Source organism: Aquimarina sp. KJ22-3 (assembly GCF_055808215.1).
This window is the reverse complement of record NZ_CM147859.1, coordinates 2,799,074-2,813,968: the sequence shown is the minus strand read 5'-3', so window position 1 is coordinate 2,813,968 and position 14,895 is coordinate 2,799,074. Positions and strand designations below refer to the sequence as shown.

At 36.1% G+C, this 14,895-nt stretch carries 16 protein-coding genes; 8 read left to right on the top strand and 8 right to left on the bottom strand.

The window, feature by feature from the left end; all coding sequences use genetic code 11:
* Positions 1–42: 42 nt before the first annotated feature.
* Together AC0L3Q_RS13090 and AC0L3Q_RS13085 are read left to right on the top strand one after the other, a co-directional pair.
* Entirely contained in the window at positions 43–750 is a 708-nt protein-coding gene (locus tag AC0L3Q_RS13090) for a hypothetical protein (RefSeq protein ID WP_473279886.1), read from the top strand.
* 6 nt (positions 751–756) lie between these two features.
* Positions 757–1,458, top strand: a complete 702-nt coding sequence (locus AC0L3Q_RS13085; RefSeq protein WP_473279885.1) for a M23 family metallopeptidase — start codon at positions 757–759, stop codon at positions 1,456–1,458.
* 106 nt (positions 1,459–1,564) lie between these two features.
* On the opposite strand, the gene AC0L3Q_RS13080 is transcribed toward AC0L3Q_RS13085, so the two are convergent.
* The 3 genes from AC0L3Q_RS13080 to AC0L3Q_RS13070 form a co-directional block, all read right to left on the bottom strand.
* Positions 1,565–2,206, bottom strand: coding sequence for a TolB-like translocation protein (locus AC0L3Q_RS13080; protein WP_473279882.1), 642 nt, complete (start codon positions 2,204–2,206; stop codon positions 1,565–1,567).
* Positions 2,190–2,498 (bottom strand): hypothetical protein, encoded by a 309-nt coding sequence (locus AC0L3Q_RS13075; RefSeq protein ID WP_473279880.1) that lies wholly within the window; start codon positions 2,496–2,498, stop codon positions 2,190–2,192. Before AC0L3Q_RS13075 ends, AC0L3Q_RS13080 begins: the two co-directional genes overlap by 17 nt.
* 100 nt (positions 2,499–2,598) lie before the next feature.
* On the bottom strand, positions 2,599–3,357 hold the full coding sequence (locus AC0L3Q_RS13070; RefSeq protein WP_473279878.1) for a formylglycine-generating enzyme family protein: 759 nt from the start codon (positions 3,355–3,357) through the stop codon (positions 2,599–2,601).
* Positions 3,358–3,590: 233 nt separating this feature from the next.
* On the opposite strand from AC0L3Q_RS13070, the gene AC0L3Q_RS13065 reads away from it, so the two are divergent.
* Together AC0L3Q_RS13065 and AC0L3Q_RS13060 are read left to right on the top strand one after the other, a co-directional pair.
* Positions 3,591–4,667: a sensor histidine kinase gene (locus AC0L3Q_RS13065; protein ID WP_473279876.1), complete on the top strand. Its 1,077-nt coding sequence runs from the start codon at positions 3,591–3,593 to the stop codon at positions 4,665–4,667.
* 1 nt (position 4,668) lies between these two features.
* The gene (locus tag AC0L3Q_RS13060) at positions 4,669–5,370 is read left to right on the top strand and encodes a LytR/AlgR family response regulator transcription factor (protein WP_473279874.1); all 702 of its coding nucleotides are present in this window, start codon (positions 4,669–4,671) and stop codon (positions 5,368–5,370) included.
* Between the two features lie 64 nt (positions 5,371–5,434).
* Here the strand turns inward: AC0L3Q_RS13060 and AC0L3Q_RS13055 are convergent, their stop codons facing one another.
* From AC0L3Q_RS13055 to AC0L3Q_RS13040, 4 genes are all read right to left on the bottom strand, one after another.
* Positions 5,435–6,523, bottom strand: coding sequence for a flagellar hook assembly protein FlgD (locus AC0L3Q_RS13055; protein ID WP_473279872.1), 1,089 nt, complete (start codon positions 6,521–6,523; stop codon positions 5,435–5,437).
* A gap of 67 nt (positions 6,524–6,590) precedes the next feature.
* A complete protein-coding gene (locus tag AC0L3Q_RS13050; RefSeq protein ID WP_473279870.1) occupies positions 6,591–8,243 on the bottom strand; it encodes a WD40/YVTN/BNR-like repeat-containing protein in 1,653 nt (550 codons plus the stop codon).
* A gap of 430 nt (positions 8,244–8,673) precedes the next feature.
* Positions 8,674–9,528, bottom strand: coding sequence for a LamG-like jellyroll fold domain-containing protein (locus tag AC0L3Q_RS13045; protein WP_473279868.1), 855 nt, complete (start codon positions 9,526–9,528; stop codon positions 8,674–8,676).
* 303 nt (positions 9,529–9,831) lie between these two features.
* Positions 9,832–10,530, bottom strand: a complete 699-nt coding sequence (locus AC0L3Q_RS13040; protein ID WP_473279865.1) for an aspartate/glutamate racemase family protein — start codon at positions 10,528–10,530, stop codon at positions 9,832–9,834.
* 102 nt (positions 10,531–10,632) lie between these two features.
* Between AC0L3Q_RS13040 and AC0L3Q_RS13035 the strand changes: the two genes are divergently transcribed.
* From AC0L3Q_RS13035 to AC0L3Q_RS13025, 3 genes are all read left to right on the top strand, one after another.
* A complete protein-coding gene (locus AC0L3Q_RS13035; protein WP_473279863.1) occupies positions 10,633–11,574 on the top strand; it encodes a LysR family transcriptional regulator in 942 nt (313 codons plus the stop codon).
* 121 nt (positions 11,575–11,695) lie between these two features.
* Positions 11,696–12,616 (top strand): ABC transporter ATP-binding protein, encoded by a 921-nt coding sequence (locus AC0L3Q_RS13030; RefSeq protein WP_473279860.1) that lies wholly within the window; start codon positions 11,696–11,698, stop codon positions 12,614–12,616.
* 36 nt (positions 12,617–12,652) lie between these two features.
* Positions 12,653–13,768: an ABC transporter permease gene (locus AC0L3Q_RS13025; RefSeq protein WP_473279858.1), complete on the top strand. Its 1,116-nt coding sequence runs from the start codon at positions 12,653–12,655 to the stop codon at positions 13,766–13,768.
* A gap of 29 nt (positions 13,769–13,797) precedes the next feature.
* Here the strand turns inward: AC0L3Q_RS13025 and AC0L3Q_RS13020 are convergent, their stop codons facing one another.
* Complete coding sequence (locus tag AC0L3Q_RS13020; RefSeq protein WP_473279856.1) at positions 13,798–14,349, bottom strand: DUF427 domain-containing protein; 552 nt, start codon at positions 14,347–14,349, stop codon at positions 13,798–13,800.
* Positions 14,350–14,467: 118 nt separating this feature from the next.
* Here AC0L3Q_RS13020 and AC0L3Q_RS13015 point away from each other — a divergent pair, with 118 nt between their 5' ends.
* Positions 14,468–14,842: a DUF2237 family protein gene (locus tag AC0L3Q_RS13015; RefSeq protein ID WP_473279854.1), complete on the top strand. Its 375-nt coding sequence runs from the start codon at positions 14,468–14,470 to the stop codon at positions 14,840–14,842.
* The last annotated feature ends 53 nt before the right edge of the window (positions 14,843–14,895 follow it).

Here is a 14,895-nt window from a genome sequence, read left to right as displayed (position 1 = left end):
AGGTACAAGGATCTTTCTCTACACGCATTCAACCTTTAATTTATGAATAAAAGAATCGTCTTTTTTATTGTTACGTTTTCTATCTCCACTGTTTTCTCTCAGGAAGAAAATAATACTTCAAAAAATACACTAGAACTCACTACAGGATATACTCTTGGGTACCTAAAAAATCTGGCCTTTGCCCCAGTTCAACGTTATGAATATAATGCTTTGAATTATCAACTTAAATATACCCGTATTACCAAAAAGGAAAAGCTGTTTGAGGTACAACTCGGTTATTTAAATTCTGAATTAGAAACGAATATCATTCCAGAGGCAAATCCGCAATATGCTAAACTAGTGTTGAATATAAGTACGTTGAAACAAGTTTATAAAAATGAGAAGTTTAAAGCACATGTGGGGCTACAAACACAAACCAATGTATCTTCTTATTTCGACTGGCGGCAATATGATGTTCAACAAAAATTAGGTGTTGCAGGACGATTTGCCTATCAGATAAATGAGAACCAGTCCATTTCATCCAAAATAGTGATCCCAGTTATCCTTTGGAGAACTTCTACATTCGAGGAACGCTTTTATTCATTAAACAAGTATCAAAGCGCCCTATGGACCACCGAATATAAATACAGGCTCTCTACTCATTTTGATCTGAAAGCCAGCTATACTTTTAATTACGATAGGCTTCAGGTTTTTAATGCCTATCGAGAACTGCAACATCAAATTAACCTTGGTATTCACTTTAAATTTTAGTTCATCATGAAATTTTTGAAGTTACTTACGTATACTTTATGTATTATTCTGGTCGTATCACCTATATCTTGTGCTGATACTCTAATCGGAAATGAAGGAGATCTGGACGAAGATATCTATCTCAACTATCAAACCCTTACAACATTAGAATTGCCTTTTGAAGAAGAATGGTTTGCGGTCAATGCCGGAAGAACGCATGGTGATGGAGCCCATCATTTTGTTTCACGTAGTGAACGGTATGCTTATGATCTATTGATTGTACAAAATCGTAGAAGCTATTCGGGAAATGGTAGTAAAAATGAAGATTATTTTTGTTTTGGAAAGCGTTTGAACGCTCCGGGAGATGGCAAGGTAGTAGCGATTGAAAACGCTGTTGAAGACAATCAACCTGGTACTGTAAATCGTACTCAGGTTGGGAATTACGTTATTATCGATCATCTAAACGGAGAAACTTCGATACTTGCACATTTAAAAAAAGGGTCAGTTATCGTCGCTGTAGGTGATATGGTGACTAGAGGGCAAGAAATTGGGCAAGTAGGAAATAGCGGAGCCTCTACCGAGCCACATTTACATTATCACTTGCAACAAACTTCAGAACCTTTACGTGAAGGATTGGGGCTTCCTGCTCAATTTTTGAATTACTATGAAGATGATGTATTTGTAGAACGTTCTGAACCGGTAAGAGGTCAAAGAGTTAGAAAAAATTAAACTTCTTGGAAGTCAAAAGTATCATGTAATATCCAGAACACACATTAAACTGTTCTGGATATTACGGTAGAAAGTGCCTCTACAGACTATTTCAATTCAAAAAACACTATGGTTTAGGTCTTAGTTTTTCGATAATCTGAGCATCTACCCAGAAGATGTCAATATTATCATATTTGTCAGTTGCTTTCACTTTACCCACATTTCGATTAAAGAACAAATATTTACCATCTGGGGTTACACTAGCCGCCGCTTCCCAAGCTTCAGTGTTGATAGTTTCACCCAGGTTAATTGCTTCTCCCCATGAACCATCGGGTTGTTTAAAACTTACATAGATGTCAGAATTACCAAAACCACTTTCTCTTCTGCCATCCCAAAGGATATAGGATTCATCTGGAGCGATAAATGGGTGTGCATTCATCTTACCGGTATTGATCTGTTTTCCAAATGGTTTTGGAGCTTCACGTTTTCCATCAATTAATCGGGAATATCTGATAATCCCATTTCCGCCTGGCATTCCTACCTCATCAAAAACATAAGTGCCTTTTAAGGATGCTGTGAGCCGCATGATTCTAATCTCTTCAAATGGAGATCCCAGTTTTTTGATCTCAGACCATTCACCAGTTTGGGTACGCTCTTTATATCTTCTTCCCAAATGCATGGTCTTACCATCTGGGGTAATAAAAGGTTGCCCAACTCTGGGAGATATTACAGCCTCTTTCCATTGATTGTTTTTATATTGAAACACCACAAATTCTATTTTTTTCCTCTTCTTTCTCTCCTACTTCCCGTAAAAAATAAAACTCCTTCATATCGGGAGTAAAGGTTCCTCCATACTCCCAATTCAATTTAGCAACGATTCCTGGAGCAAAACGTTCTGGAGTTGTACCAGGTGGTTTTTGACCTAGATAAGCATTTTCCAAAGTAGATACTTCATTATTTTTTGAATACTGACCCCAGATGTTGCTAACGTTCAGGATGAATACCCCTATAAGTATAGGTATGAAATAGGCTTTTTTGTTTGTTTTCAATTTTATAATCATATCATCAAATTTTGGATATTACAATCAATATTCAATTTCAACACAAATTGATTGCTTTCTTTTTGTTATTGTTTTTGGGAGTTAGCTTTAATGGGAATTGTTATTTATCTGAAGCTACCCGAAACCCAAAGTATTCATATACTTCACCATTGAAAGCGCTGCCATATCGATATGCTACACTACAAAAAGAAGCACCAAGATGCCATCCTCCACCACGTATTACTCTGGCATCTCCTTTGTTTTCGCCTTTAGGATCATTTTTAGGACTATTGGCATAATAATCGCCTCCGTACCTATCCATACACCATTCCCAAACATTACCACTCATGTCATATAGTCCTAATTCGTTAGGCTGTTTACTAGCAACTTTTTGGGTTGTTTTATTAGAATTATCACCATACCAGCTTACTTTTTGGATGTTATCTCCACCGCTATATTTATAACTTTTGGATCGGTTGCCTCCTCGTGCTGCATATTCCCATTCTGCTTCATATGGGAGTCGTATTGTTTTATTCAATTGATCAGATAGCCATTTGGTATAGTTTGTAGCATCGTGCCAGCTCACATTTACAATGGGGTGATTGTCTTGCCACCCCCAACTAGGCTCTTTGGGCATTTTTGTTCCTGTAGCATTGCAATATTCACGGTATTGCGCTACAGTAATCTCGGTTTGACTGATGTTAAAACTCTTTAGTGTAACTTGGTGAACAGGACGTTGATCTTTATTGCTGATCCCCCACTCGTCACCCATTTTGAAGCTTCCACCAGGCACATGTACAAATTTTGGTAGGTTTTGTCCAAAGTTTATGCTTGTGATGAAAAGAATAATTATACAGAGTAATGGTGTTGTTTTGTTCATAGTCTTTGTTATAGTTTGAAAGGAGCAAGTGCAATGCTCTGTTTTTTGACAAACATATTGAATGAAATACTTCAAAAAATAAGGAATAGACGAAGAGTGATTTTATCTGGATATAGGCTTGTTATCAACAGAAAACTGATTTTATCCTTTAGAAATGATTTTTGGACCGTAGATGATCAAGATTCATCTTTTTTAAAGAAATGCTCAAGTCTTATTTTATATATTTATCAACTATGATCAAAAGAAAGCACTTGATCGATTGGATCATTCAAAATAGAGTCGTTTCTCATCTTATATTTTGGTTTTTATTATTTATTAGCTTGCCGATATTGGCGGCATTAAACGATGGAAGCGTTAAGAAGACAGTGATTAGTGGTTTTAGTTTTTTACCTGCACAGTTAATCGCCAGTTATTTATTGATCTATTATCAGGTTCCTAAATTGCTGTTTAAAAGGAAATACTTCCTGTTTGGATTGTCTTTTTTGGTGTCGGTATATATGCTTTTGATATTATCGAAGGTTCTTAGCATGCACCTGACGAAAATTTTTACTCCTCAATATTATGAATATACTAGTTTGTTGGATATCGCTACCGCTCCGTTTCATTTGGCAGTAGTATATTTTCCTTCAGTCTATGTCTTTGTGTTTTTAATGCTAATGACAAAGGCCTTTAAAGATCGTTTTGAAGAGCGACATCAATTTGAAGTATTACAAAAGGAAAAAGCGAATACTGAACTTAAATTTCTGAAAGCACAAACCAATCCGCACTTTTTGTTCAATACCTTGAACAATTTGTATTCACTAACCCTGGAAAAATCTGAAAAAGCGCCAGAAGTTGTTCTCAAGCTATCAGATATACTTGATTATATGCTGTACCAATGTAAAGATCCTGAAGTTCTGGTACTCAACGAAATTTCCTTGATACAGGATTATATAGATCTGGAGTCCTTGCGTTATGGAGATAAGTTAAGTTTGGATTTTACCTATCATTTGCATGATCCCAATGTGATGATCGCTCCTTTGATCCTGATATCCTTTGTAGAAAATGCATTTAAACATGGAGCGAGTACTACCTTGAAAGATTCAATTATCAAAATTGAACTGACCACCAACAAAGATCAACTTTGCTTTACCGTTTTTAATACATTATCTTATAACGAACAAAATATGGTCACCGATCAATCACGGCAGGGAATTGGATTTTTGAATTCGGAAAGGCAGTTAGAGCTTAATTATAAAAATAACTACGATTTGAAAAGCACCAAAACAGATCATGATTTCCAAGTAGAACTAAAGATTAATTTGCAATAGTATGGTTATAAAATGTATGGTTGTAGATGATGAGCCGTTAGCCATTAAGGTACTAGAAAATCACATCCAAAAAGTACCCGATCTTGAGCTAGTTGCTACCTTTGATAACCCCATAGATGCAGGGCATTTTCTGCAAAGTAATAGTGTAGATCTTTTGTTTTTGGATATACAAATGCCTGTGGTAACAGGAATTGATTTTATAAAAAATACAGTTATACAACCCAAAGTCGTATTAACAACAGCCTACAGACAATATGCTTTGGAAGGTTATGAATTAGATATCATTGATTATTTATTAAAGCCTATATCCTTTATTCGATTTTATAAAACGATCAATAAATACAGGGCTTTGCAAGCAAATATGCTACCTTCATCCAATTCCTCTTCAGAAACCATAGTAGACCACATCTTTGTAAACTCGAATAAAAAAATGATAAGAATCGAGTTTGCTACTATTTTGTTTGTCGACAGCATAAAAGATTATGTACGTATACATACTACTAATGATATTATTACCACCAAAGATAAAATAAGCGCTTTTGTGTTGCGACTACCTAATCATTTTTTGAGAGTACATAGATCGTACATCATTAATACCAAGAAGATAGCTGCATTAACCTCAAAAGATGTAATCTTATTAGGAGGTATGGAGATTCCTATTGGCAATTCATATAAAGACATTATTAAGTTGCTTAAGAATTAATAATGTCTTTATATGGATTACTGCTTCTTCTAGAATGACCTTAGGTATATTAGCCGACTTCGGTTTAGTTTCTATTTTGATACCCTCTACCCGGTGTATATGGCGCTCCAGAATTAATTAGTTTTTGTTCTAATGCCTTGATTTCTTCATTGTAAATCTGCTGCATTTTTTTGTAGAAAACCATGATTTCCTCTTTGGCTATTGCATAACTATCACGATGAGTTTGGGTGGGTGTTGCTGTCGAATATTTTTGCTCAAAGCCAATACTCCTTAATCGATTTGCAGGAGGCAAAGGTTGGTCAATATCTAATCGACGTTTTACAGGATCGCCATACATTCCCAATTGTACTTCATCCAGCTGTTGTTCTACATCCATAACCGCTGCGTACAAGGTTTCAAAAGGTTGCTCTGCACGTTTTATAGAAGCTTTAATGTGTTTTACTTTATTTCGAGACTCTGCCAATAGTTTTTCGGTAACGCCCATATCAGCTTGTAGTTTGGCAATCTCCTTTTGGAAAGCGACTTTCTCCAAACGGTCTTCTGCAGGGAGTTCAACATTATTTAATGCTTTTACTTCAAAAGTAACAGGACCAGTCAATGATTGCAATTCGCCATTTTTCAATAATCCCATTTCTACGGTATAGCTTCCCGGAGCTACCAAAGTACCTTCATCCTTTCCTGCAAATGGGTTATAAAATGACGGTTTGCTAAGGTTTATCGGATTTTGAGTAGTGTATCTTAAATTCCAATGGAAACGCTGTACTCCTTTTTTGGCAGGTTTAAATTCTTTTTTTACCACTTTTCCGTTTGCGTCTTTAATAGAGAACACTAATTCCTCTTTCTTTTCGTCTACTTCTGCTTTTAAGGCATCATAATTAGGATAAGGAGTGTTGGCACCAGCAGTAATAAGTTCTTTTTCTTTTTTCTGACGTTGGTCCTTGAGCGATTTATAATCGGAGTTGTAATAATAGGTAATCATTGCCTCTGGACCCAGATTAGGAGCGGTATAAAAGTTATCTCCTTGAAAAGATTTACCTGGTAAACCTAAAGGGCTACTCTGTTCCCAAACCAATGCAGTTCTTATAGGATAGAGTTTTGCTTGATCTGTTGGTTCTGAATTTTCGATACTTCTTAATGCGCTATAATCATCCATTACATAAAAACCTCGACCAAAAGTACCAAGTATTAAATCATTTTCACGTTCCTGAATAGCGATGTCTCTAACTGCTTACTCCTTTATTTGTAGATTTAAAAATATAAGGTTTAAAATCACCGTATTTATGGTGATTAAAGGCTACATAAATTACGTTTTCATCATGTTTTGATAAAAAGATGTTATTGACATACGACTGATTTGGAGCCTTTGGAATACTTGAAATCTTCTTCCAGTTTTGTCCACCATCTTCTGAAATATGGATTAATCCATCATCCGTTCCTGCAGCCAGTAAATTTTTATTTCGTGGTGATTCAGAAAAGGCTACTACACTACCGTAAAGTGATGTCGAACCATTTTTGGCAACGGCGTCTATACTTACTACACGGTCATATACTTTTAAAGTGTTTCTATCAATTTGTCTTGAAAGATCCTCACTAATTACCTCCCAGCTATTACCATAATCGTCTGATTTAAAAACCTTGTTTGCAGCAAAATATAGTCTTCCTGTGACATGTCTACTTACTACCAAAGGAGCATCCCAATTGAATCGATAGGCATTTTCTCCTTTTCTGGCTTTCGGTTTAATCCCTACTTTTTCACCACTTTTTTTATCATAACGCACTAATCCTCCATACTGAGATTGGGCGTAAACGATGTTAGGATTATTGGGATCTATTTGGGATTCAAACCCGTCACCGCCATTGGTGATAAACCATTCAGAATTTCGGATACCATGTTCGGTCAATACCCTAGAAGGCCCACCCAAACTAAAGTTATCTTGGGTCCCTCCAAAAATATTATAAAATGGAGCATCATTATCTACCGCAACTTTATAAAACTGAGTTATGGGGAGGTTCTTTTTAAAATCCCACGTTTTTGCAGCATCGAATGTTTCGTAAATCCCTCCATCGCAACCTACTACCCAATGCTTGTTGTTTTTTGGATTTATCCACATAGCATGATTGTCTACATGCTTTGTATCCTCTCCTACTAATTCGAAACTTTTACCACCATTATGAGTCACAGACATCCAGGTATCCATAGAATACACGGTATGCTCATCAACTGGATCTGCAATAATTTCCTGATAGTAATTACCACTGGTAACATGTGAACCTCGTTTTTCCCAACTCGCTCCTCTATTGGTTGATGCAAAAAAACCACCTTTCCCATTGGCTGCTTCAACAATAGCATAGATAATTTCTGGATTAGCTGGTGAAATGGCCATTCCAATACGACCTAATTCTTCCTCTGGTAATCCTTTAGTTATTTTTGACCAATTAGTACCTCCATCAACACTTTTATGTATGGCCGACCCTGGTCCTCCACCTACGTAGGTATAGACATGACGTCTTCTTTGAAAAGTAGAAGCATATAGAACATCAGGATCCCTAGGGTCCATCACAACATCATTTACCCCGGTATGCTCATCAACTGTAAGTACTGCGTTCCAGGTTTTCCCTCCGTCTTCAGTTTTATAGAGTCCTCTTTCACCACCTTTATTCCATAATGGACCTATTGCAGCAACATAAACCACATCTGAATTTTCTGGATGTACTATAATCTTTCCGATGTGTTCAGAATTTTTAAGGCCTACATTTTTCCATGATTTTCCTCCATCCTCTGACTTATAAACACCATCACCATAAGATACAGAACGCTGATTGTTATTTTCTCCTGTACCTACCCAAATCACATTAGAATTATTGGGATCCATAGTCACACACCCAATAGAGTATGATCCTTGTGCATCAAAAACTGGAGTGTAAGTAACTCCAGAATTTATAGTTTTCCATACACCTCCAGCAGCGGTAGCGACAAAGTATTCATAAGGATTGTTAGGATTAAAGGCAAAATCCGAAATACGTCCCGAGGTTAAGGCAGGACCAACATTTCGCCATGTAAGACCAGAAATGTTGATAGACTCTAAAGGAGTTTTTTCGTCTGTATTCTTTTTGAGTTTTTTTGAGCTTCACAAACTTGGCTAAAACAAAGAAATAGACCAAGTATCAGAAAAAATGATTTTTTCATTCGTAATAATTTGATGACTTGTTAGTCGCCAAACATACAAAACATTAAATTCTTTTTGTAAGACATTATAATTATTATAACATGATAGAAGATTTGTTTTGATGGTACTTATAGTTTTAGTCCAACAATGTTTTTATACCATTTTTTAATCTGAACACAGTTTGTACTTCTTCTGCATGTAGTGATTTATCAAAAATGGCAAGTTCATCCATCAAGCCAATATACCCCAACCCTAACATGATTTTTCCTTTTTCGGGTTCCCAGGTAAACGGATCGTTAATATCTCTTATGACTCCTTCAAATTTACCATTGATATAGAGCTTAAACTCAGAGGCAGTTGTATTTACTTTTGAAAAAGTAATAGCCACATGTGTCCATTTTTTGCTTAAAAAGGGAGGTTGGTTGATTGTAACTGTACGTTTGTTCCACTCTATCTCATTGTTTTCATTGTTTGGATTCCAAACATCTAGGTCTCCCATAGCTCCTAATCTGAACTTCCTTGGATCATGATCTGTAAAATCTACCCATAAGGCTGCATCGTTATATCTCACATCTGTAATGCATATAGGATCACAATAACCAGGTGCTAAATCTTTGTTAGGATCCAATCGCAACCAAAAAGATACCGTACCACTCCATGAGGTAGTACTGTACTCCACATTTTTATAGGCTTTATAAAAAACAGCAGATGTTTTGGCTTGTTTAAAGTGTAAAGCATCACCAAAAAGCCCTTCGTTTTTGGCTAAAACAACATTGGAGTCATTCAGCCCAGATGTAGCATTCGTGGCGTCTTTATAGTTTTTAGCAGTATAGATCATTGCATCTCCTGAGGATATATCAGCGGCAGGTTTTTCATCAAAAGAACTATAAAAAAGCAGATGGTTTTTTAACGGTTGGTTTTGAGAAAAGGTAATACCTGTATAGAGCATAAAGAATACTCCTGATATAGATAAGAGAGAAGTTGTTTTCATAATCTAGCTATTGGTTTTGGCTAATCTAAAGCCAAATATGGAGTTTAAATAATCTTGAAATTGAGATAAATAAAAGTAGGATTGAAATAATTTCAATTACAGCTACTTTCTTATTTATGAATCATTATACCTTTTGCAATTACCTTGGATCTACAGTGACAATCATCATCGCTAAAAAACAATGTACTCATCGTGTTGATGTAGTACGTAAAGGCTTTTATAAAAATGTGATTCACTTTTGATCTTTTGTGCACTTGTATCTCGCAATTGTATTCTAGTTTACATGCTTCCATAATAATAGTTTTAATGAGTGTTTATTGCCATTGATATGGCTTTGTCTACGTGAATGGCTCCGGTATCATAGGTAGGTACAGCTACATCGGTATCTTTAATCAGCATGGGCAGTTCTGTACACCCTAGTATCACACCTTCTACCCCCTGCTTCAGTGCTTTATTAATAATTTCTAGAATTGTTTTTTTTGAGGCTTCCGTAAACTGCCCCTTTAATAATTCTTTATAAATGATGGCATGAATCTCAGCTCTTTCTCTTGCTGCTGGGACAATAATTTCTAATCCATAATCATTTTCTAATGTTTTGGTATAAAAGTCTTCTTCCATGGTATACTTGGTACCCAATAGCAGTATTTTTTTAGCTTTATGTTCCTGTATGAGTTGACCAGTAGCATCCGCTATGTGTAGAAATGGTACAGAGATATTTTCGACAATAGCATCACTTACAATATGAATTAGGTTGGTGCACAGTAGAACCATATCTGCTCCTGCCTGTTCTAATTGTTTTGCGCTGTTCTTCACAATTTGCCCAATCCCTTCCCAATGATGAGCACGGGTTAGTTTTTCAATTTCATCAAAATCTACTGAAACCATAATGATTTTAGCAGAATGCGACCCACCCAAAACTTCATTTACTTTTTTATTCAAACGTTCATAGTAGAGTTTAGAAGACTCCCATCCCATTCCACCAATAAGTCCAATTGTTTTCATTTTCTCAGGTTTAAATTATATCTAGTTGTTCCTTTTGATGTCAAAATTATGGTTAGAATAACTGTTCGTAAAAGAATTAGATTGAAGGCTCATGAGGTCTAGTTGAAATTTTTTCAACCACAAGCAGGCATAAAGTATCGTATCTTTGACGATATGGAGTTAAAATATTTCAGACTGATCAAAACCATTGAAGAAGAAGGCAATCTCGCAAATTCTTCCGAGCGCTTGTTTTTGACGCAATCTGCACTAAGTCATCAATTAAGAGATCTTGAAGAACAGCTGGGGTTTAAGGTTTTTCATAGAACCAGAAATAAATGGGAATTGACCCAAGAAGGTACTGAACTCTATAAATTGGCAAACAAAATATTCAGTACTATTGATGAAGGTTTTACAGCCATAAAACATATTAAAGAAGGTTCTAAAGGCACGATCAAATTGAGCGCCGAATGTCAATCATTTTTTCATGCGATTCCTTCATTTATTCAAAAAATGGGCATACTCTATCCCGAAATTGATATAGATATCGAGCTTGGAGCCACCCATCAGACCATATCACAAGTACTATCTAATGATATTGATATTGCTATTGTAACTTCAAAACCAGAATCTGATGAACTTTCGAGTATTCCTGTTTTTAAAGATGAGATTTTCGCCATTATGCATAGAGAGCATGCCCTATGTGATTTAGAATATTTGGATGCAGGTCACTTTAGTGATGTTCATTTGTTAATTAATTCTTTTCCCATTGAAGGTGTAGCCGTGTATGAACTTTTTTTAAAACCGAATAAAATACATCCCATCAAAATTTCTGCCATTCCGTTTACTGAAATTACTTTGTCGATGATACAGGCGAATATGGGAATTATGTGTGCTCCAAAATGGCAATTAGCACCTTTTAAATTATCTAAAGAATTGGTGTTTAAGCGTATCAGCAAAAATGGGTTACGACGCACGCATTATTTGGTGGTCAGAAAGGAACAACGCAATAAAAAGTATATATCCGACTTTATTTCCAGCTTTGAAGAAGATTTTCTAGAGATATAATTACCCTGTCTGAAGATATTTTACAGTTCATCTTTTAAAACCTACAATTCGGTAACATTCTTTATTTGAATACGGTTATCGTTGCGATATTTGAATCATCAATAGTAACGAACAACTAACCATGATTCAAGTACAAAACTTATCCAAATCCTTTCAAAATATACAGGCAGTAAATGATATTAGTTTTACGATTAATAAAGGAGAAATCTTTGGGTTTTTAGGGCCTAATGGTGCTGGAAAATCTACAACTCTGCATATGATGAGTACCATTGTAAAAAGTGATGAAGGAAGCATTCATATCGATGGGATAGCTACAAATGATCATCCTTCGACTTGTAAACAGTTGATTGGTGTGGTACCCCAGGAAATATCATTGTACGAAGAGCTTTCTGCATACCAAAACCTAATGTTTTGGGGTAACCTATATGGTATTCAAAAAGATGTATTAAAAGAAAGGATTCATACTACTTTAGAATTGATTGGATTATCAGACCGAAAGAAAGATTTGATCAAAACCTATTCTGGAGGGATGAAACGAAGAATCAATATTGCTGCTGCTCTCTTACATCAACCGAAAGTGTTGTTTATGGACGAACCCACAGTAGGGATTGATCCACAAAGTAGAAACCACATTTTTGAAGTTATAGAAACCTTGAACGAACAAGGGATGACCATTGTCTATACTACTCACTATATGGAAGAAGTAGAACGTTTATGCGATCGAATTGCGATTATAGATTCTGGAAAAATCATTGCACAAGGTACACAAACCGAGCTTAAAGAATTGGTACCCACTAGGGAAAGTATTCAGTTAGAATATAGTTTGCTTTCAGAAAACAGTTTACAGGAATTCCAAAAGCTGCTTCCCTACTCCATAACCACTGATAAAAATAAGATACGCATAGAGGGCTCAGTGCAAGAACTTTCTAACGTGATTACGGTGAGTAACGAATTACAATTATCAATCAAAGATATACAGCTGAACAAAGTAAACCTGGAAGCTATCTTTTTACACTTAACCGGAAAACAACTAAGAGATTAACCGCTACTGCATCCATCAACTATAAAATCCACAATTATGATCCTTACGCTTCTCAAAAAAGACTTACGACTATACTTTTCAGACAAAAAAGGAATTCTGATTACTTTTCTACTCCCCATTATTATGATTACACTTTTTGCTTTCGCATTTGGTGGAGTTGCCAAAAAGAAGAGCGCACCAAAGCCTTTGGGTGTTTTGGTAGTAGATAAAGATAGTACTACTACTTCTCAAGAATTGATCACAAAGCTTGATGCTATGCCTACTATTCGTTTAATCCCTTCACAAGAAGAGGAAGCTTTGGATTTGGTAAAGAAAGGAAAGAATGTAGGTGCTTTATTTTTTGAAAAAGGATTTTCTCAAGCAGTTACCGAAGGTAAAAGTCTACCTGTAGAATTGAAGTATGACGCAGCCAGAGATTTACAGATGAGAATTGTACTTTCCGTTTTGACAGAAGGATTAAAATATCATCTGGGTAAAGTAGATCCAACCCATACTGTACGACTTAAAACGACCTCCTTGATCAAAGAGAGTACTACCAAGGCCCATCCAGGCCTTGTTCAAGCTGTGGGAGGAACAGCAATTATGATGTTGTTGTTTAGTATCGCGGCAATCGGTGGTGGAATGCTAGATGAAAAAGAAGCAGGAACCTTAAACCGTTTGTTGATCGCTCCAGTAAAACCACTTCATATTCTATTGTCAAAGATGGGTACAGCAATGGTGGTTTCCATATTGCAATTAACCACCATGTTTGTCTTCGCTTGGCTAGCCTTTGGACTTCCAATATTTATGGATACGCTCTCATTGCTATTATTGATTCTATGTATCTCGTTTGCGGTTTCTAGTTTTGGAGTTTTATTAGTTTCTACCGTAAAAACACGACAACAATTACAAGGCATGAGTACGATTATTATCATCCTGATGTCAGCCATCGGAGGCAGTATGATTCCTATAACTATGATGCCATCATTTATGCAGAAAGTAGCGGTAATTAGCGTGAATTATTGGGGTATGGAAGGATTCTTTGATATTTTTTGGAGACAATTACCACTTCTCAGTATTCTTCCAAAAATGGGTGTTTTGTTAGCCATAGGACTGGGGATGACATTGGGATCCACGGTGTTATTCAAGAAAAATATCATTGCTATTGGATAATATAATGGAGTTCCTCACTCCTTTGATAACTACCAATGGCCAGTTCCCGGGTCTCCTTTAAATGGGCCTACCAAATCTGGAGTAATCCATCCTGCATAAAATGAGCTCGATTGAGGTTTAACCCGTTGTGCATCGACATAACATTCTAAATGCTGGGGGTAGAAAGCGATATGATCTTTTAATGCAGAGAATTCAGTAAAGGGATTAGGATAGGACCATGCTATGGGTTCATTATTGGATTTTAAAGAGTAATAAGTTGCACTACCCTTCCATTCGCACAAGGAGTTTTTATTAGGCATTTCGGCAAGCATATGCATGTTAACATCAATCTTTGGGATATAGTATGTTGGAGGACTTGCTGTCTCCAAAACAGCTAAAGCGTTATTGGTATTGGCAATTTTGATATCATCATGATGAATCAATATGGACTTATTTACTTTTTCAATTATCGGAGGTCGCGGAAAATCCCAAACAGAACGTTGCCCTTTTTTTGGTGCTATCGCAAATGGAGGTCTTTTGGTACCGGTATAGTCCCATTTTTCACGTGCTTTTTGTAGCCAATCTGGTTTCATATTCTTCATACCGTACAATTTACATCATTTAACCCTTGTTATTTGGTACAACAAGGGTTAAATATTATCTAATATTTATTCAAGGACTTAGATATTATTTAAATTTCAGAAAACAAAAAGATGATTAATGGATCACGAACTTAATGTTTTGGGAACACCCTTAGAACCTTGTTGTTATGCACCAATGACGGGATATTTTAGAGATGGATTTTGTAGAACAATACAAGAAGATACTGGAACTCATGTGGTTTGCGCAATAGTTAATGAAGATTTTTTGGAATATACGAAGTCCAAAGGAAATGATCTTTCTACACCACTTCCCTACTGGAATTTTCCGGGACTATCTCCTGGGGATAAGTGGTGTCTATGCGTTTCAAGATGGTTAGAGGCAGAAAGAGTTGGTAAAGCGCCTAATATACTTCTAGAAGCTACTCACGAGAAAGCGCTCCAATATGTAAGTTTAGAGATTTTGAGAAAGTATGAATTTGTTACGCCGAAATAGGTTTCTTATTTAACATTGAACAAAGAATATCCGTCCATAACCCACTTTTTAAT

Bases quoted from the DNA above. Each gene is read 5' to 3' on its own strand.
- AC0L3Q_RS13055 (WP_473279872.1), bottom strand. From the start codon at position 6,523: ATGGATGATTATAGCGCATTAAGAAGTATCGAAAATTCAGAACCAACA.
- AC0L3Q_RS13085 (WP_473279885.1), top strand. From the start codon at position 757: ATGAAATTTTTGAAGTTACTTACGTATACTTTATGTATTATTCTGGTC.
- AC0L3Q_RS13015 (WP_473279854.1), top strand. From the start codon at position 14,468: ATGGATCACGAACTTAATGTTTTGGGAACACCCTTAGAACCTTGTTGT.
- AC0L3Q_RS13090 (WP_473279886.1), top strand. From the start codon at position 43: ATGAATAAAAGAATCGTCTTTTTTATTGTTACGTTTTCTATCTCCACT.
- AC0L3Q_RS13025 (WP_473279858.1), top strand. From the start codon at position 12,653: ATGATCCTTACGCTTCTCAAAAAAGACTTACGACTATACTTTTCAGAC.
- AC0L3Q_RS13045 (WP_473279868.1), bottom strand. From the start codon at position 9,528: ATGAAAACAACTTCTCTCTTATCTATATCAGGAGTATTCTTTATGCTC.
- AC0L3Q_RS13030 (WP_473279860.1), top strand. From the start codon at position 11,696: ATGATTCAAGTACAAAACTTATCCAAATCCTTTCAAAATATACAGGCA.
- AC0L3Q_RS13065 (WP_473279876.1), top strand. From the start codon at position 3,591: ATGATCAAAAGAAAGCACTTGATCGATTGGATCATTCAAAATAGAGTC.
- AC0L3Q_RS13050 (WP_473279870.1), bottom strand. From the start codon at position 8,243: ATGGATCCCAATAATTCTAATGTGATTTGGGTAGGTACAGGAGAAAAT.
- AC0L3Q_RS13040 (WP_473279865.1), bottom strand. From the start codon at position 10,530: ATGAAAACAATTGGACTTATTGGTGGAATGGGATGGGAGTCTTCTAAA.
- AC0L3Q_RS13020 (WP_473279856.1), bottom strand. From the start codon at position 14,349: ATGAAGAATATGAAACCAGATTGGCTACAAAAAGCACGTGAAAAATGG.
- AC0L3Q_RS13075 (WP_473279880.1), bottom strand. From the start codon at position 2,498: ATGATTATAAAATTGAAAACAAACAAAAAAGCCTATTTCATACCTATA.
- AC0L3Q_RS13070 (WP_473279878.1), bottom strand. From the start codon at position 3,357: ATGAACAAAACAACACCATTACTCTGTATAATTATTCTTTTCATCACA.
- AC0L3Q_RS13060 (WP_473279874.1), top strand. From the start codon at position 4,669: ATGGTTATAAAATGTATGGTTGTAGATGATGAGCCGTTAGCCATTAAG.